Source organism: Geodermatophilus saharensis, from assembly GCF_900188205.1.
Classification (GTDB): domain Bacteria; phylum Actinomycetota; class Actinomycetes; order Mycobacteriales; family Geodermatophilaceae; genus Geodermatophilus; species Geodermatophilus saharensis.
The window spans coordinates 195,173-212,780 of record NZ_FZOH01000008.1; the positions used below are offsets into that span (position 1 = coordinate 195,173).

Sequence of the window (17,608 nt, forward strand, 5' to 3'; positions counted from 1 at the left end):
GGCGGGTCGGCCCGGCCGGGGTGGCCCCACCCGGTGCCCGTCGGGGACCGGGGCCGCGCCGGCGACGGGATCGGCCCGGCCCCTGGTTATGATGGGCGGAGTCCGTGCACCCGTCCTCCCGTGGAGGGCGGAGCTGCGCGGAGCCCGCCACCGGGGCCCGGCACGCGGCTCACGCCGATCCGGCCGTGCCCCGCCGCGTGCCTGCCCCCCGGCGGGCCCGCACCGCCGACGTCCTGCCGTAGGAGTACCCCGTGAGCAAGCGCACCTTCCAGCCGAACAACCGCCGCCGGTCGAAGACCCACGGCTTCCGGCTGCGGATGCGCACCCGCGCGGGCCGCGCGATCCTCGCCGGCCGTCGCCGCAAGGGTCGCGAGAAGCTCTCCGCCTGAGGTGCTGCCCGCGCAGGCCCGCCTGCGCCGGCGTCCGGAGTTCACCGCGGTCGTCCGGTCGGGCCGGCGTGCCGGTCGGCCGACCATGGTGCTCCACTACCTCCCCGTCCGACCCCCGGTCCCCCCGGCCGGGGGTCTCGACGTGTCCGGGGACGCCGCCGCACCGGGCGGGACAGCCGCACCCGGGCCCCGCGCCGGTTTCGTGGTCGGCCGGGCGGTCGGCAACTCCGTGGTGCGCCACCGGGTGACCCGGCGGCTGCGCGCGGCCGTCCGCGAGGAGCTGCCCCGGCTGCCGGCCACCGCCGACCTGGTGGTCCGGGCCCGGCCCGAGGCCGGCACGGCCACGTCGGAGACGCTGCGCCGCGACCTCGCCGCGGGCCTGGACCGGCTGCTCGCCGAGCGGACCCGGTCGTGAGCGCCCTCCCGCCGGGGGTGCCCGTGCGCCGCGGCCCGCTCGCCCGCGCGCTGCTGGCCTCGATCGGCTTCTACTCCCGGGCGATCAGCCCGGCCCTGCCACCGCGCTGCCGCTTCGCACCCACCTGCAGCGCCTACGCCGCCGAGGCGGTCGCCGCGCACGGCGCCGGTCGCGGGTCCTGGCTGGCGCTGCGGCGGCTGCTGAAGTGCGCGCCCTGGCACCCCGGCGGCTTCGACCCCGTCCCCGCGCCCCGACCCGGGCGCACCACCCCCGGAACCGGCGGCGACGACCGCACGTCGATGACAGCGGCACCCTCCTCGGGAGCCGCCGCCGACGTCGCGCGTCGTCCCGCCCCCGAGACCCCGCCGGCTCACCGCCGGTCCCCGCAGCAGGAGGCTGGCGTTGCTTGACTGGCTGTACACCGCGATCGCCTTCGTCATGAAGACGTGGCACTCGGTGTTCTCGACGTTCCTCGACCCCGGCAGCGGCATCACCTGGGCGCTGTCGATCGTGTTCCTCGTCGTCACCGTGCGCCTGATCCTGTTCCCGCTGTTCGTCAAGCAGATCAAGAGCCAGCGGGCGATGCAGGAGATCCAGCCGGAGATCCAGAAGCTGCGCAAGCAGTACGGGGCCGACCGGCAGGGCTTCAGCCAGGCGATGATGCAGCTGCAGAAGGAGCGCGGGGTCAACCCGCTGGCCGGCTGCCTGCCGATCCTGCCGCAGATCCCGGTCTTCCTCTCGCTGTTCCACGTGCTGCGCCGGCTGCGGCCCGGCGCCCCGGGGCTCTACAGCTGGGACGACACGCTCACCGACCAGGCCGCGCGGGCCAAGCTGTTCGGGGCGCCGATCTCCTCGTCGTTCAACATGACCGGGCAGAAGGCCGCCGACATCCTGGCGCTGCCCGGGGTCACGCAGGGCGGCATCCGCGCCGTCGCGCTGACCCTCATGGTGATCATGTGCGTGACCACCTACGTCACGCAGAAGCAGATCATGAAGCGCTCCGGCCCGGTCGAGGGCCAGGCCGCGATGGTGCAGAAGCTGCTGCTCTACGGCATGCCGGTCAGCCTCTTCATCACCGGCTTCTTCTTCCCGATCGGCGTCCTGCTCTACTGGATGACCAACAACCTGTGGACCCTCGGTCAGCAGTTCTTCATCCTGCGCAAGATGCCCCCGCCCGGCTCCCCCGCCGCGCTCGCCAAGGCCGCGGCCGAGAAGCCCGTCGTCGACCCGAAGACGCTCGCTCCCAAGCCGGGCGCCAAGCCGGTCCGCACTCCCAAGGGTGCTCGCCCGGCGACCCCGGGGGTCGCCCTCACCAAGGGCGGGGACGGCACCGCGGCCGTGGACGGCGCCGCCGGGAACGGCGCGGACGCTGCCGGCGTGGAGCCGACCACCGCGGGACCGGCCGAGGCCGCCCCGGGCGGCGGTACCCCTGACGGCGGCTCTCCCGGTGGCGGTGCGACCGCCGCGGGCAGCACCGCGGCCGGTGCCAAGGGCGCACGCGGTGGCGGCAAGAGCCCGCGCCCGGCTCCCCGCGCGCCGCACGGCCGCCCCGCCGGCACCGGCGGGAAGCGCAAGCGCCGCTGAGCCCGCGTCCGGTGGACCGCTCCCCGGACGCCCCTGCCGGCCCGTGCCCGCCGTCCCGCGACGGCGCCGGCCGGCTCCCCGACCACCGGGTCCGCCCGGCTGCCCCCACCGACTGGAGGTCTCTCCGTGAGCGTTCCGCACTCCCCCGCCACCGACACCGCCGCGACCGCCGAGGCCACCTCCGGCGCGGTCCTGACCCCCGCGACCGGCGTGCCGGACGGGCCTGCCGACCTCCCCGACACCGACGAGGCCGGCGCTGACTCGACGCTCGAGCCGGCCGACGAGGTGGTCGTCGCCGGCGGCCGCAGCGGCGGCACCGAGCTGCTGGTCCGCGAGGGCGACGTGGCCGGCGACTACCTCGAGCGGCTGCTCGACATCCTCGACGTCGACGGCGACATCGACCTCGACGTGGAGGGCGACCGGGCCTCGGTGGCGATCGTCGGCGGCGAGCTCGACGACCTCGTGGGCTCCGACGGCGCGGTGCTCGAGGCGCTGCAGGAGCTCACCCGGCTGGCCGTGGCGCAGTCCACCGGCGTCCGCAGCCGGCTGATGCTCGACATCGGCGGCTACCGCGCCCGCCGCCGTGCCTCCCTCACCGCCATGGCCGCCGAGGCCGCCGAGCGGGTGGCCGGCAGCCGGCAGGCAGAGCGGCTGGCGCCGATGAACCCGTTCGAGCGCAAGGTCGTCCACGACGTCATCGCCGGGGTCGCCGGCGTGCGCAGCGAGTCGGAGGGCGAGGAGCCCAACCGGCGCGTCGTGGTCCTGCCGGAGCGGTGAGCGGCACACCCGCCCCGCCCGCCCCACCGGCACCGCAGGTCGCGGCCTCGGTGTTCGGTGCGGCCCTGCCGGACGCCGAGCGCTACGTCGCCCGCCTGGCCTCCGACGGCGTCACCCGCGGGCTCATCGGCCCGCGGGAGGTGCCGCGGCTGTGGGACCGGCACGTGCTCAACAGCGCGGCGGTGGCCGAGGCGGTCCCGCCGGACGCCCGGGTGGTCGACGTCGGCAGCGGCGCCGGCCTGCCCGGGATCCCGCTCGCGCTGGCCCGGCCCGACCTGCGGCTGACGCTGGTGGAGCCGATGGCACGTCGCGTGGAGTTCCTCGAGGAGGTCGTGGCCGAGCTCGGTGCCGGCTGGCGGGTCGTGCGCGGCCGCGCCGAGGAGCGCTCGGTCGTCACCGCCGTCGGGCCGGTCGACGTCGTCACGGCGCGGGCGGTGGCCGCCCTCCCCCGGCTGGTCGGCTGGTGCCGGGGCCTGCTGCGGCCCGGTACCCGGCTGGTCGCCCTGGTCGGTGCCCGCGCCGTCGAGGAGCTGCCCGCGATGGTCCCGGAGTTGCACGCCGCGGGGATGCGGGACGTACACGCCCGGGCTGTCGGCGCCGACCTCGGGGAGGCTGCCACTACCGTGGTGGTGATGACGCGTGGCCCGCGCTGAGGCTGCGGAGCAGGCGGGACCCGTTCCACGGCACGTCGTTCCACGTGGAACCCGAGCACAGACACCCGACCCGTTCCACGTGAAACGGGACGGCAGGGAGGACCTGCGATGACCGACCCGGGCCAGCGGCTGCGCAGCAGCCTCGCCGCCGACTCGGCCGCCGGCGCCGCTCCGGAGTTCGACAGTCCCATCGCCATGGAGGCGCTGCGGGCCACCCGGGTGTTGCACGCCGCCGACCAGGAACCCTTCCCCGCGCCCGGCCGGATCCGGGTCATCACCGTCGCCAACCAGAAGGGCGGCGTCGGCAAGACCACCTCGACGGTCAACCTCGGCGTGGCGCTGGCCCTCTACGGCCTGCGGGCGCTGGTCATCGACCTGGACCCGCAGGGCAACACGAGCACCGCCCTCGGCGTCGAGCACACCGTCGGGACGCCGTCGATCTACGACGCCCTCGTCGGCGACAGCTCCCTGGCCGACGTCGTCCACCCGACGACGGCGAGCCCGAACCTGCGGTGCGTCCCGGCGACGATCGACCTGGCCGGCGCCGAGATCGAGCTGGTGTCCGTGGTCGCCCGCGAGTACCGGCTGCGCCGCGCGATCGAGGGCTACGTCCACGCGCTGCCCGAGGAGCAGCGGCCGCACTACGTCCTCATCGACTGCCCGCCGTCGCTGGGCCTGCTCACCCTCAACGCGCTGGTGGCCGGCGACGAGGTGCTCATCCCGATCCAGTGCGAGTACTACGCGCTGGAGGGGCTGGGGCAGCTGCTCAACAACATCGAGCTCGTGCGGGCGCACCTCAACCCGGGGATCGCCGTCCGCACCATCCTGCTGACGATGTACGACGCCCGGACCAAGCTGGCCGACCAGGTCGCCGAGGAGGTCCGCAGCCACTTCGGTGACCTGGTGCTCGGCACGGTCATCCCGCGCAACGTCCGGGTGTCGGAGGCGCCGGGGTACGGCCAGTCCGTGCTCACCTACGACCCCGGCTCGCGGGGCTCGACCAGCTACGTGGAGGCCGCCCGGGAGCTCGCCGAGCGGGGCGTGCACCTGGTGCCGGAGTCCGATCCGCGGCCGATGGGGGCGCCACCTCCCCCGCCGCCGGCGACCGCGCCGATGCCGGCGGTCCGGCCGGCCACCGGGCCGGTGCCGCGGGCCGTCCCCGGGTCCGACGCCGCCGTCGCGCCCGTTCCCACCTCCGTCGACGAGGAGACCCGATGAGCAAGCGTGGCGGCCTCGGCCGGGGCCTGGCTGCGCTCATCCCCACCAGCGCCCCGCCGGTGGAGCAGCCACCCCTGCCCGAGACCGACGCACCGGCCGCCCCGCCCGAGACGGCCGAGGCCGGTGGGACCGGTGGGACGCCTGCTCCGGTGACCCTGCTGCCCCCGGCGGCCCAGGCGGCCGCCAGCATCGCCGCGCAGGCCGTGTCGTCGGCAGGCATGGCGGCCGTCGGTGTCCCCGGGGCCCAGCTGCGCGAGGTCGCGGTGGGCGACGTCGTCCCCAACCCCCGCCAGCCCCGGCAGGTGTTCGACGACGAGGCGCTCGAGGAGCTCACCCACTCGGTGCGCGAGTTCGGGCTCCTGCAGCCGGTCGTCGTCCGCGAGGGCGGGGAGGGCCGCTACGAGCTCATCATGGGCGAGCGGCGGCTGCGGGCGGCCCGGGCCGCGGGGCTGGAGACCGTGCCGGCCATCGTCCGCGAGACCGAGGACGACGCCCTGCTGCGCGACGCGCTGCTGGAGAACATCCACCGGGTCCAGCTGAACCCGCTGGAGGAGGCCGCGGCGTACCAGCAGCTGCTCGAGGAGTTCGGCGCCACCCACGAGGAGCTGGCGCAGCGGATCGGCCGCAGCCGCTCGCAGGTCACCAACACGATCCGGCTGCTCAAGCTGCCGGTGAAGGTGCAGACGCGGGTGGCCGCCGGGGTCATCTCCGCCGGTCACGCCCGGGCGCTGCTGGGGCTCGACGACGCCGAGGCCCAGGAGGCGCTCGCCACCCGGATCGTCGCCGAGGGGCTGTCGGTCCGGGCCACCGAGGAGGCCGTCGCGCTCGCCGCGGCCGAGCAGCCGGCCTCCCGCCGCCGCGCCCGCCGGATCAGCGCGCCGGGCGTCGAGGACCTCGCCGGCCGGCTCTCCGACGTCTTCGAGACCAAGGTCAAGATCCAGATCGGCCGGGCCAAGGGGCGCATCGTGGTCGAGTTCGGCTCGGTCGACGACCTGCAGCGCATCATCGGCCAGATGGCCCCCGACGTGGCCGGACGCCGCGAGGAGTCCTGACCCGCCACGGTCGGCAGACACGACAGAGGCCCGGTTTCCGTCACGGCGGAAACCGGGCCTCTGTCGTCGCGTCAGCGCGGGGTGCCGGCCCGCCGGGTGAGCAGCTCGGAGAGCACCTCGCCGAGGTCGTGCCCGGCGGCCTCGACGGCCATGGGGAACATCGACGTCTCGGTCAGCCCCGGGGAGACGTTCACCTCCAGGAAGTGCACCTCACCGTCGGGGGCGACGATCGCGTCGGTGCGGGAGAGGTCGGCCAGGCCCAGCGCCTCGTGCACCCGCACCGCGAGGTCGGCCGCGCGGGCGGCCACGTCGTCGGCCAGCCGGGCCGGCGCGTGGTACTCGGTGAGCCCGGGGGTGTAGCGGGCGGTGTAGTCGAAGACGCCGGACTCCGGCTCGATCTCCACCGCCGGCAGCGCCCGGGGACCCTCCCCCAGGTCGACGACCGACAGCGCCACCTCGACGCCGTCGACGAACCGCTCCACGAGCACCGTGTCGCCGTAGGCGAAGCAGCTGACCATCGCGGCGGGCAGGTCCTCGACCCGGGTCACCTTCTGCGCGCCGAGCGCCGAACCGCCGGAGGCCGGCTTGACCATCAGCGGCAGCCCCAGGCGGGCCACGATGAGGTCGAGCACCGCGCCGGCGCCGAGCTCGCGGAAGGTGCTGTGCGGCAGCGCCACCCAGTCCGGCGTCGGCAGGCCGGCGCCGCGCACGACCGACTTGGCGGCCGGCTTGTCCCAGGCCAGCCGGCAGGCCGCGGCGGGGGAGCCGACGTAGGGGACGCCGGCCAGGTCGAGGACCGCGCGCAGGGCGCCGTCCTCCCCGGTGGCGCCGTGCAGGGCGATGAAGACGGCGTCGGCCGGGGCGGCGGCCAGGCCCGGCAGCAGCTCGGCGTCGGCGTCGCGCAGCTCGGCCTCCACCCCGACGCGGGCCAGCTCCTCGACCACCTGGGTGCCCGAGGACAGGCTGACCTCGCGCTCGAAGGTCAGGCCACCGGCCAGGACGACGGCGCGCAACGGGGTCTCCTCGGAGGTCGCGGTCGGGACCGCGGGAGCGGCAGGGTCGGTCACGGGTGGGTGTCCTCGATCCGGTCGCTGCTGGCGGGCCCGACGATCGTGCCGGGAGCGGTCCCGGGCCGGCCGACGGCGCGGAAGGTGCCGGTGTCGACGGCGTCGAAGGTGGAGTGCAGGTCCAGCTCGACCTCGATGACCCGGGCCAGCCGCCGCACGCCCTCGCGGATCTGGTCGGGCTCGGGGTAGCAGTAGGACAGCCGCATGTACTCCCGGCCCGAGCCGTCGGCGTAGAAGCCGATGCCGGGCACGTAGGCGACGTGCGCGCCCACCGCCCGCGGCTGCATGAGCTTGCTGTCCAGGCCGTGGGGCAGCTTCAGCCACACGTAGAAGCCGCCGTCGGGGCGGGTCCAGGTCGTGCCCGGGGGCATGAGCGCGTCCAGCGACTCCAGGGTGGCGTCGCGGCGCTCGCGGTAGAGCTCGGTGAACAGCTTGATCTGCTCGCGCCAGGGCTGGGTGTCGAGGTAGCGGGCGACGGCGTACTGCGTCAGCGACGGCGGGCAGAGCACCTGCGCCTCGGTGGCCAGCACCAGCTTCTCGCGGACGGCGAGCGGCGCGAGGACCCAGCCGACCCGCAGGCCCGGCGAGAAGGTCTTGGAGAACGAGCCGAGGTAGACGACCCGCTGGGCGTTGCGGGCCCGCAGCGCGCGGTGCGGCTCGTGGTCGAAGCCGAGCAGGCCGTAGGGGTTGTCCTCGATGACCAGCAGGTCGTAGCGGTCGGCGATGTCGACGATCGCCTGGCGCCGCGGCTCGGACAGCGTGACGCCGGCCGGGTTGTGGTAGTTGGGCACCGTGTAGAGGAACTTCACCCGGTCGCCGTTGGCGCGGCACTCCAGCAGCACCTGCTCCAGCGCCTCGGGGATCAGCCCGTCGTCGTCCATGGGCACGTGCCGCACCCGGGCCTCGGCGGCCTGGAAGACGCCGAGCGCGCCGACGTAGGACGGGCCCTCGGCGAGGACGACGTCGCCGGGGTCGACGAACACGCGGGTGACCAGGTCCAGGCCCTGCTGGGAGCCGACGGTCACCACGACGTCGCTGGGCGAGGCGTCGGTGATGCCCTCGAGCGCCATGACGTCGCAGATCCGCTCCCGCAGCCGGGGGTCGCCCTGGCCGGAGCCGTACTGCAGGGTCTGCGCGCCCATGCCGCTGACCAGCTCGCCGATCATCGAGCCGACGGCGTCGAGCGGGAGCGCGGTGACCGCGGGCATGCCGCCGGCCAGCGAGACGACCTCGGGTCGGCTGACGACGGAGAACAGGGCGCGGATCTCCGAGCTCTTCATGCCGTGGGTGCGGGCTGCGTACCGGTCGGCCAGCGGGTCCAGCCGCGGGTGGCGGGGCACGGGGTGGACGTGCGGGTGCCCGTGCTGCTGCGGCGGCGTGCGGTGCGGCTGGCCGTGCGACGGCGGGGTGGAGGCCACGGACCGAGTGTAGGGAGGCGCCCGGCCGGGCCCCGCCGACACGGCCGGTGAGACGGACCGGTCACACCTGGGGCGCCAGGCGCCCCACCCGTCACACCCGCTGGGGCAGCACGAACGTGCCGGTCGGCGGGTCGGCGTCGGCGGGCAGGAAGAGCCGCTGGACGGCGGCCAGGACGGCGGAGGCCACCGTGCCGCGCAGCCGGGCGTCGAGCAGCAGCAGCCGGTCGACCGGGTGGGACAGGTAGCCGCAGTCGAGCCGGACGGCGGGCATGCGGGTCCAGCGCAGCAGGTCCCAGGTCTTGGGGTGCCCGCCGAGGTCGAGCATGCCGGTGCGGGCCACGACCTCCCGGCGGGCGAGGTCGGCGAACCGCTCCCCCACCGTCGACGACGTCCCCGAGCCGGTGCCGTAGTAGTAGCTGGCCACCCCGCGGGCGTGCTCGGAGCCGTGCGCGTCCATGTGCAGCGAGATGAACAGGTCGGCGCGGGCGTCGTTGGCGAACGCGGTCCGCTGCTCGGGCGTGGGGTCCTGGTCGCGGCCGCGGGTGAGGTAGACCGTGGCGCCGGCGGCGGCCAGCCGGCCCTCGATCCGGCGGGCCAGGTCGAGGACCAGGTCGGCCTCGGTGGTCTCCCCGGCGGTGAAGCCGGGGTCGGTGCCGCCGTGGCCGGGGTCGACGACGATCCGCCGGCCGATCAGGTGCGGGCCGCTGTCGACCAGGCTCGCGCTCTGCCGCAGCAGCTGGGGGCGGCCGCCGGTGACCTTGCGGCCGAGCTGGCGCAGCGCCCGCAGGGTCGCCGGGCCGCAGGTGCCGTCGGCGGCCAGCCCGTAGTCGCGCTGGAACGCCCGCAGCCCGTCCTCGGTCTCGCGGCCGAAGATGCCGTCGGCGCGGCCGGCGTCGTAGCCGAGCTCGAGGAGGCGCTCCTGCAGGCTCGTGACGTCGTCGCCGCGCACCGGCCGCTCGGGGTCGTGGTGCAGCAGCCGGTCGCCCAGCGACCAGCGCGCCTCCGACAGCGCGCGGTAGGTCTCCTCGCCGACCCGGCCGTCGACCGACAGCCCGCGGACCTGCTGGAAGTGGCGGACGGCGAGCTCGGTGGCCTGGTCGTAGACCTCGGGGCCGACCGACGCGCCGGCACCCGCACCGCCGGGCTCCAGCAGACCGAGACTGCGCAGCGCGGCCTGGACGTCGGACACCGCCGGCCCGCTGCTGCCCGGACCCAGCGGCTGCATGCTGCTCTCGCTACCCATCGTGCGCACGATTGTCCCGTGCGCGACACCGTCCGGCCCGGCGGGGTCCCCCCGCGCGTGCCGCACGACGACGAGGGCCCGCTCGTCCGACGGACGAGCGGGCCCTCGATGCCCTGTGGCCCCCTTGCAGGGTCCCGCCGCGAGCGTGCGAGCGGTGGGGGGCAGGGGGGTCCTTACCGGATGTAGTCGGCGAGGTCGGAGAGGATCGCGCCCTTGGGCTTGGCGCCGATGATGCTCTTGACCGGCTTGCCGCCCTGGAAGACGGTCATCGTCGGGATCGACATGACCTGGTAGTCACGGGCGATCTGCGGGTTCTCGTCGATGTTGAGCTTGGCGATCGTCAGCTTCTCGCCGTGCTCCTTGGCGATCTCCTCCAGCACGGGGGCGACCATCTTGCACGGTCCGCACCACTCCGCCCAGAAGTCGACGAGGACGGGCTTGTCGCTGCCCAGCACCTCGTTGGCGAAGGTCGCGTCGGTGACCGTCACGGTGTTGCCTGCCATGGTCGTTCTCCCTCTCGGTCTGTCGAGGTCTGGGGTGGGCCTCCGGGGTGGAGAACCCCGGAGTGCCGTGGGGTATGCCCGGTTCAGCGCTCGTCGAAGGTCTCGGCCAGCCAGCGCTCGGCGTCGATGGCCGCCGCGGCGCCGGTGCCGGCCGAGGTGATCGCCTGCCGGTACACGTGGTCGACCACGTCACCGCAGGCGAAGACGCCGTCGATGTTGGTGCGGGTGGTGGGGTGCTCGACCTGGATGTAGCCCTCGTCGTCGAGCTTGAGCTGGCCGACGAACAGCTCGCTGCGCGGGTCGTGGCCGATGGCCACGAACACGCCGGACACCGGCACCTCCTCGGTGGCACCGGTGGCCACGTCGGTGAGCTGCACGCCCGAGACGGTCTGCTCGCCCAGGACGTCGGTGACCTGCTTGCCGAGCTGCCACTGGATCTTGTCGTTGTCCTGCGCGCGCTTCTGCATGATCTTCGAGGCGCGCAGCTCCTGGCGGCGGTGCACGACGGTCACCGACCGGGCGAAGCGGGTGAGGAAGGTGGCCTCCTCCATCGCCGAGTCACCGCCGCCGACGACGACGATGTCCTGGTCGCGGAAGAAGAAGCCGTCACAGGTGGCACAGGCGGAGACGCCACGGCCGAGCAGGCGCTGCTCGTTGTCCAGGCCCAGGTACCGGTACTTCGACCCGGTGGCCACGATGACCGCGTGCGCGCGGTGCACCTCGTCGCCGACCTTGACGGTCTTCGGCGTGGCGGTGAGGTCGACCTCGGTGACGTCGCGGGCCACCAGCTCGGCGCCGAAGCGCTCGGCCTGGGTGCGCATGTCGTCCATCAGCTGCGGGCCCTGGATGCCCTCGGGGAAACCCGGGAAGTTCTCGACCTCGGTGGTCGTCATCAGGGCGCCGCCGAACTGGGAGCCCTCGAAGACCAGCGGGTGCAGGTTGGCCCGCGCGGCGTACACGGCCGCGGTGTAACCGGCCGGGCCCGAGCCGATGATGATCAGGTCACGGACGCCGTCGTGCTCCGCCGGCGGGATCACCGGCGCGGTGATCTCGGTGGTGGTGGCGGGGCCGGGGGTCGGCTGGGGATCGGTCACGCGCGGCACAACGCCCGATCCTAGGGCCGCATTCCCGGATCAGGGCTGGTGAGGCGCCCGACACGTCATCCCGCGGGGGTGACGGCGACCTCCGCGACCGCCCCGGCGAAGCCGTCCTCGGCGGGCACCAGCCCGGTCACCCACACCAGCACGTACTGCGTGGTGACCGGCTCCTCGAGGGCGAACTCGGCGGTGCCGTCGACGGTGCCGGCGGCGGCGACGGGGAAGGAGTCGAGGTCGCCGTCGGCGGACTCGCCGGTGCGGACCTCCACGGTGATGCCGGGGGTGGTCGTGGTCACGGTGACCCCGCCGACCGGCTGCGCCGAGCCGAGGTCGAGGACCAGCCCGACACCGGGCTTGAGGTTGCCGAAGTCCGGCGAGCTCCGGTAGCTCAGCGTCGACCACGCGGTGGCCGGGTCCCCGTCGGTGGCCAGCGGCACGTCGTCGTCGTTCTCGGGCTCGCCGTCGCCGAAGGGGTCGAACACCCGGCTGGAGGCGACGGCCAGCGGGGCACCGGGGTCGGCCGCGGGCGCGGCGCTGTCCTCGGCGGGGGCGCTGCTGGACGCCGACGGCCGGGGAGCGGGCGCCCGGTCGACCGAGTCGGCCACCGAGAGCAGGTTGGTACCCACCCACCAGGCCAGCAGCACCACGACGGCCAGCGCGACCAGCGGCAGGACGACCACGAGCAGCCGGCGGGAGCGCGCGGGGCGGTCGTCGGCGTCGTCGTCGGCCGTGCCGGCGAAGACCGCGTCGTCGTCGGCGCCGAGCACCCCGCCGTCGTCGGCCGACGTCGCCGACGCGCCGCGGCCGGGGGGCACGGGCGGGAGGACGGCGGGGTCGAGACGGTGCGGCCGCTCCTCGGCACCGGGCGCGGGGGAGGCCGACGGCGGGACGAGCGTGCGGTCCGCGGCGGGGGTCTCGCCCTCGGCCTCCCCACCGGCGTCGCGGTGCTCGCGCAGCCGGCGCAGCCAGCCGCTGTCACTCTCGTCGCGGTCGCGGACGGGCACGGAGGCGTGCCCGCCGCCGCGCGGCCGCTCGGCCAGCAGGGCGGCCATCGCCGCGGCGCTGGCCAGCCCGGCGCCCGGCTCGGTGGACCGGGCGCGCCGCACGAGGGCGGCCAGGTCCGGCTGGGGGATGACCGGGGGCGGCGACGGCACGCCGTCGGGTCCGGTGACACCGGTGCGGCGGCCGGTCAGGCAGTACTCGAGCAGGGCGCCGAGCGCCGCGATGTCCTCCTGGACGCTGCCCGTGGCGGCCGGCACGGCGCGCAGCCCGACCAGCCCGTTGGGACGCAGCACGACCGTCTCCGGGCCCAGCCCGCCGACGGCGAGCCCGACCCGGTGCGCCTCGGCGACCCCCTCGGCGAGCCGGCGCAGCACGGTGCGCGCCTGCCGCTCGTCCATCGGCCCGTCGGCCAGCCGCTCGGCGAGGGTCTGCCCCTCGATCCACTCGTTGACGACGTAGGCGACGCCGCCCTCGCCGCCGCTGCCCTCGGAGGCGTCGTAGACCATCGCCAGGGCGGGCGTGGCCAGGCCGCCGGCGGTCAGCGCCCGGGCGATCCAGGCCCGTGCGGCCGGCCCGCCGGGGACGTGCACGCGGATGGCGACGTCGCGGTTGAGGACGCGGTCGCGGGCCCGCCAGCAGTGGATGACACCGGTGTCGGTGGACTCCTCGACGCCGACCTGGTCCAGCGGCCGGTAGCGGTCGGGGAGTCCGGTGATCGTGGCGGTCACGGACGCTTCCGTCCCCCTGTCCCTCTCCGGCCGGTGGCGCGCTGCCCCGGGGCCGGTGTCCCCGGGTACCGGCCGGTCGGTGCTCATCCGCGCCCCAGCCGGCCGCGGACGGCGGCGAGGGGACCCCGGAGCTCCGGGACACGGGCGAGCACGAACCCGGCCAGAGCCGTGACACCGACGACCACGGTACCGATCACGAGGGTGGCGAGCGAGCCTCCCGTCGACGACCCGAACGCGTCGTCGGTCACCCCGGTCACCAGCCAGCCGAGCAGGCCGGCCGCGACGGCGGCCAGGACCATCCGCAGCAGCGGCCCGAGGGTCTCGCGGGTGCGCAGGCCCCCGAGGGTGCGCTGCAGCGCGACGTGCCCGAACACCCAGCCGGCGACGTAGGTGACGCTGGTGACCAGCATGAGCCCGGCGACGACGTGCTCGGGCCCGACGACCGCGGGCACGAGCAGCAGCAGCGGCACCCGGACCGCGACCATGCCCACCTGGATGAGGGTGGGCGTGCGGGCGTCCTTCATGGCGTAGAAGACCCGCAGCTGCAGCAGCGTGACCGCCATCGGCAGCAGCCCGAAGGCGCCGACGGCCAGCGCCGCGCCGATGCCCTGCGCCTCCGCCACCGAGGTGTTGCCGCGGGCGAACGCGACGGTGGCCAGCGCCGGGCCCAGCACGGTCAGCGCCGCGGCCACCGGCAGCAGCCCCAGCGCCGACAGCCGGGTGCCGAGGGAGAGGTCCTGCACGACGCCGGGCACGTCGGAGCGGGCGGCGGCGCGGCTCATCCGCGGCACCAGGGCGGTCAGCAGCGCGACGCCGATGATCCCGTAGGGCATCTGGAACAGCAGGCTGGCGATGGCCAGCGCGCTGGACCCCAGCCCGCCCTCCCGGGTGGCGGCGTTGGCGATGCGGGTGGCCACCACGACACCGATCTGGCTGACGGCGACGTAGCCGAGCACCCACAGGCCCAGGTTGCCGACCTCGCGCAGGCCGATGCCCCGCAGGTTCCACCGGGGGCGCAGCGGCACGCCGGCGCGGTGCAGCAGCGGCACGAGCACCAGCGCCTGCACCGCGATCCCGAGCAGCGTCCCGCCGCCGAGCAGCCAGACCTGGCCGGGGGTGATGGTCCGGGGGGTCAGCTCGCCGGGGCCGCCGGCCATCACGAACAGCACGCCGGTGGCGATGACGACGACGTTGTTGAGCACCGGCGCCCACGCCGGGGGCCCGAAGACGCCGCGGCTGTTGAGGATGGCCTGGGCCAGCGCGCCGACGCCGTAGAAGACGATCTCGACGAGCAGGATCCGCGCCAGCCAGTTGGCCAGCCGCACCTGCTCGGGGTCGCCCTGGATGCCGTAGAGCGCCGTCAGCAGCGGGGCCACGGCGACGGCGAGGGCGGTGACCACGACGAGCCCGGCGACGGCGACCGTGGACAGCCGCTGGGCGTAGGAGACGCCGCCGTCGCGGTCGCGCTCCTGGGCGTGCACCAGCAGCGGGACGATCACCGAGGTGAGCACGCCGCCGAGCAGCAGCTCGTAGACGATGTTGGGCAGCGTGTTGGCGGTGTTGTAGGCGTCGTTGACCAGGCCCACGCCCAGCGCCGCGGCCAGCACGATGGTGCGCAGCAGCCCGGTGACGCGGGAGACCAGCGTGGCCACCGCCATCGTGCCCGCGGCCCGCAGGATGCCCCGGCTGGCGCCGGGGGCGCCCTCGCGCTCGCGGGCCTCCTCCTCGGTCTCCCCCTCCGGCGGCCGCGGCACCGGCGGCAGCACCAGCATCGGGAGGACCTGGGTCTCCTCGGCCGGCAGGAAGCGGTGCCGCACCGGCGGCGGCACCGGCGGCAGCGGCCGGGGGGCGCGGCGCACCTCCCCGTTCGGCGCCGGGCCCGGCTGCGGCGGCCCGGCCACTGGCCGGTCGGGCGCGGTGCGCTCCGGCGCGGCCCCGGGGCGCGGGCGGACCGGCGGCGGGACGGGCGGCACCGGCCGGCGCGCCGGCGGGGACGGCAGCCGCGACTCCGGCGGCGGCGCGACCGGGTACGGCGGCGGGGGCAGCGGAGGCCGGCCGGAGCGCTCGCGTGCCGCGGACGCCGGCGGCACCGGCGGCAGCGGCCGCTGCGCGGGAGCCTCCTCCTCGCTGCGGGGCCGGCCGGTCACACCGGGCTCCGGCTGGGCGGGTACGCCGTCCCGGCCGCGTCGGCGGCGTCGTGCTCGCCCCGGCTGCGGCGGCGCAGGAAGAGCACCCCTCGGCGGAGGAACAGCAGGCCGAGCAGCGCTGCCGCGCCGATGGTGATCGACAGCGAGATGGTCCCGTAGGCGGTGCTGCGCACCAGGATCTCGACGTCGTCGCCCAGCGGCCGGCCGCCGGGGGTGGTGAGGGTCGCGGTGACGGCGAACCGGCCGGACTGCGTCACCTGGGTGGGCACCTCCAGCAGCGCCCGCTCCCCGGGCGCCACCTCCTGCGGGCGGACGTCGCCGACGGTCAGGCCCACGTTGCCGCGGGTGCGGACCACGGGGAGCACGCGGACGGCGAAGGGCAGGTCGTTCTGCACGGTGAGGGCCAGCGGGGCGTCGCTGGAGGCCAGGCTGTAGGTGCCGTCGGCCGGCGCGAGCAGCGTGACCTCCTGGCGCAGGTCGTCGATCGTGGCGCGCAGGTCGGCCGCGGCGGCCCGGAAGGCGGCCGGCTCGTCGCGCCAGGACGCCGAGGCGGTGCGGGACAGGGCGGCGTCGTAGGGGGCGAGCTCGGTGGCCGGGTCCCCGGAGACGGCACCGGAGAGGTCGTCGCGCAGCCGGGCCGCGGCGACGACGTCGGTCAGGCCCTCGGGGTCGAGCACCGCGGCGTCGGCGGGCTCCAGGGGCGTGCCGGCGTCGACGGCCGGGCCGGCGGCGAGGTCGGTCAGCGCGGCGGGGCGCAGGCCCGGCAGCGCGGTGTCGGCGACCATCGCCGCGGCGGTCTCGGGGTGGGGGTCGACGTCGCGCGGCGGCGCGACGAGCACCGTCTGCCCGGCCGGGTCGGCCACCGGCTGGGAGGAGAGCAGCACCAGCTCGGCCAGGTACCGCTGCTCGGCCACCCGTGGCCCACCCGCGGTGCTCCGCGTGGCGCCGGCCAGGGCGGACAGGGCGCTGTCGGCCACCAGCGCCTCCACCGGCCCGTCGGCACCGGGGACGGTGGTGCGGGCGGCGGCGCCGCCGCCGGTGACGCCGAGGGCGGCCTCGCCGGCCGACAGCGCGCTGGAGGCGACGACGACCCGCTCGACGCCGCCGGCGCGCAGCGTCCCGAGGGTCTCCGGGCGCAGCGAGCCGCCGACCGCCCAGGCCAGGTCGGTGCGCGGGGGAACGCCGAGGACGTCCTCCAGCAGCGCCGCGCCGGCCGGGCCCGGCGACTCGGCGGAGACCGTGCCGTCGTCCGTGCCGTCGTCCGTGCCGTCGGTGCCGTTCCCGGGGGTCCCGGCGGGCGTGGCCGCCGCGGGGAGGCTGCGGGTGAGCGCGGCCGGCAGGCCGGCCGCCTGCAGCGCGTCGGCGTCGACGTCGCCGTAGGACAGCGCGACGACGGGGTGCTCGGCGGCCACCGCGCGCAGCCGCTCGAGCCAGGCCGCCGCGGCCTCGGTGCCGGTGCCCGCGTCCTCCTCGCCCGCGACGTCGTAGGACCCCTCGGCCATGACCGACAGCTCCTCGACGAGCGCCGGGTCGACGGCCACGGTGACCGGGGCGACGGGGACGGCCTCGAGCGCACCGGGGCCGAGGACGGTCGGCAGCCGCTCGAGCACCTGCAGCGCACGGTCGAGGCGGCCGCCGTCGGAGACCACCGCGGTGAGGTCGTCGTCGACGAAGTCGCCGGAGGCGTCGCGGTGGGTGCGCTCGACCAGCGGCCACAGCCAGGCCACCGCCGTCGCCGCCGGCGGCGCGGCGCTCTGCTGGATCACCGAGGTGGTCACCTCGCCGACCCGCCGCTGGGTGCGGTCCTCGCCGGTGGCGTTGACGTTGAGCAGCACCGGGTAGACGCCGTCCCGGTCGATGGCCAGGTCGGCGGTGGGGACGGTGTAGCTGAACTCCAGCGAGGCGCCGGGCCCCAGCTCGCCGGGCACCGGCACGAAGGGCGTGGAGGCGGCCGACAGCGCGTCGGGGTCGGCGTCGGTGGCGAGCAGCCCGGCCCGGGTGGTGACGACCTCGCCGCGCTGCAGGCGGACGCCGAGGTCGGTGAGCGTCTCCCCGCCGGCGTTGGTGAGCGTGCCGGCCAGCGTCACCGTGCCGCCGGGCGCGACCGTGCGCGGGTCGAGGCGGGTCAGCTCCACCGTCACCGGGCGCTCGGGGTCGACCGCCGGGGGTGGCGCCGGGGCCGGGGTGGCCGGCGCCGCGGGGAGCGGGAGGGGCGTCGCGGCGGAGGCCGCCGGTCCGGGGCCGGTGAGCAGCGGGACGGCCAGCAGGGCCGTGGTCAGCACCCGGCGGACGGAGGCGCCGGGGCGCGTCCGGGC

Annotated in this window: 16 protein-coding genes; 8 read left to right on the forward strand and 8 right to left on the reverse strand. The window is 76.3% G+C overall.

Annotation, left to right across the window (positions count from 1 at the left end):
• The first annotated feature begins 251 nt into the window (after positions 1–251).
• From rpmH to CHC04_RS18790, 8 genes are all read left to right on the forward strand, one after another.
• Complete coding sequence (gene rpmH, locus CHC04_RS18755; RefSeq protein ID WP_040338882.1) at positions 252–389, forward strand: 50S ribosomal protein L34; 138 nt, start codon at positions 252–254, stop codon at positions 387–389.
• 1 nt (position 390) lies between these two features.
• Positions 391–804: a ribonuclease P protein component gene (gene rnpA / locus CHC04_RS18760; RefSeq protein WP_089405456.1), complete on the forward strand. Its 414-nt coding sequence runs from the start codon at positions 391–393 to the stop codon at positions 802–804.
• Positions 801–1,214 carry a membrane protein insertion efficiency factor YidD gene (yidD, locus tag CHC04_RS25440; protein WP_089405457.1) on the forward strand — a complete coding sequence of 138 codons (414 nt, stop codon included), beginning with the start codon at positions 801–803 and terminating at the stop codon, positions 1,212–1,214. Before rnpA ends, yidD begins: the two co-directional genes overlap by 4 nt.
• Positions 1,207–2,388, forward strand: coding sequence for a membrane protein insertase YidC (gene yidC, locus CHC04_RS18770; protein WP_176450091.1), 1,182 nt, complete (start codon positions 1,207–1,209; stop codon positions 2,386–2,388). Before yidD ends, yidC begins: the two co-directional genes overlap by 8 nt.
• A gap of 126 nt (positions 2,389–2,514) precedes the next feature.
• Positions 2,515–3,165, forward strand: coding sequence for a Jag family protein (locus CHC04_RS18775; RefSeq protein ID WP_245817449.1), 651 nt, complete (start codon positions 2,515–2,517; stop codon positions 3,163–3,165).
• Positions 3,162–3,818: a 16S rRNA (guanine(527)-N(7))-methyltransferase RsmG gene (rsmG, locus tag CHC04_RS18780; protein WP_089405459.1), complete on the forward strand. Its 657-nt coding sequence runs from the start codon at positions 3,162–3,164 to the stop codon at positions 3,816–3,818. The genes CHC04_RS18775 and rsmG overlap by 4 nt, the downstream gene beginning before the upstream one ends.
• A gap of 108 nt (positions 3,819–3,926) precedes the next feature.
• Positions 3,927–5,036 carry a ParA family protein gene (locus tag CHC04_RS18785; protein WP_089405460.1) on the forward strand — a complete coding sequence of 370 codons (1,110 nt, stop codon included), beginning with the start codon at positions 3,927–3,929 and terminating at the stop codon, positions 5,034–5,036.
• Positions 5,033–6,088 (forward strand): ParB/RepB/Spo0J family partition protein, encoded by a 1,056-nt coding sequence (locus tag CHC04_RS18790; RefSeq protein ID WP_089405461.1) that lies wholly within the window; start codon positions 5,033–5,035, stop codon positions 6,086–6,088. The genes CHC04_RS18785 and CHC04_RS18790 overlap by 4 nt, the downstream gene beginning before the upstream one ends.
• Before the next feature lie 71 nt (positions 6,089–6,159).
• Here the strand turns inward: CHC04_RS18790 and CHC04_RS18795 are convergent, their stop codons facing one another.
• The 8 genes from CHC04_RS18795 to CHC04_RS18830 form a co-directional block, all read right to left on the reverse strand.
• Positions 6,160–7,155 (reverse strand): D-alanine--D-alanine ligase family protein, encoded by a 996-nt coding sequence (locus CHC04_RS18795; RefSeq protein WP_089405462.1) that lies wholly within the window; start codon positions 7,153–7,155, stop codon positions 6,160–6,162.
• On the reverse strand, positions 7,152–8,573 hold the full coding sequence (locus CHC04_RS18800; RefSeq protein ID WP_089405463.1) for an aminotransferase-like domain-containing protein: 1,422 nt from the start codon (positions 8,571–8,573) through the stop codon (positions 7,152–7,154). The genes CHC04_RS18795 and CHC04_RS18800 overlap by 4 nt, the downstream gene beginning before the upstream one ends.
• A 91-nt stretch (positions 8,574–8,664) precedes the next feature.
• Positions 8,665–9,816: an N-acetylmuramoyl-L-alanine amidase gene (locus CHC04_RS18805; RefSeq protein WP_245817451.1), complete on the reverse strand. Its 1,152-nt coding sequence runs from the start codon at positions 9,814–9,816 to the stop codon at positions 8,665–8,667.
• 173 nt (positions 9,817–9,989) lie between these two features.
• Positions 9,990–10,319 carry a thioredoxin gene (gene trxA / locus CHC04_RS18810; RefSeq protein ID WP_089405465.1) on the reverse strand — a complete coding sequence of 110 codons (330 nt, stop codon included), beginning with the start codon at positions 10,317–10,319 and terminating at the stop codon, positions 9,990–9,992.
• 83 nt (positions 10,320–10,402) lie between these two features.
• Positions 10,403–11,413, reverse strand: a complete 1,011-nt coding sequence (trxB, locus tag CHC04_RS18815) for a thioredoxin-disulfide reductase (protein ID WP_245817453.1) — start codon at positions 11,411–11,413, stop codon at positions 10,403–10,405.
• Positions 11,414–11,478: 65 nt separating this feature from the next.
• Positions 11,479–13,146 carry a protein kinase family protein gene (locus tag CHC04_RS24340; RefSeq protein ID WP_089405466.1) on the reverse strand — a complete coding sequence of 556 codons (1,668 nt, stop codon included), beginning with the start codon at positions 13,144–13,146 and terminating at the stop codon, positions 11,479–11,481.
• An 83-nt stretch (positions 13,147–13,229) separates the two neighbouring features.
• A complete protein-coding gene (murJ, locus tag CHC04_RS18825) occupies positions 13,230–15,293 on the reverse strand; it encodes a murein biosynthesis integral membrane protein MurJ (protein WP_245817455.1) in 2,064 nt (687 codons plus the stop codon).
• The gene (locus tag CHC04_RS18830) at positions 15,290–17,575 is read right to left on the reverse strand and encodes a DUF6049 family protein (RefSeq protein ID WP_089405467.1); all 2,286 of its coding nucleotides are present in this window, start codon (positions 17,573–17,575) and stop codon (positions 15,290–15,292) included. Before CHC04_RS18830 ends, murJ begins: the two co-directional genes overlap by 4 nt.
• Between the last annotated feature and the right edge of the window lie 33 nt (positions 17,576–17,608).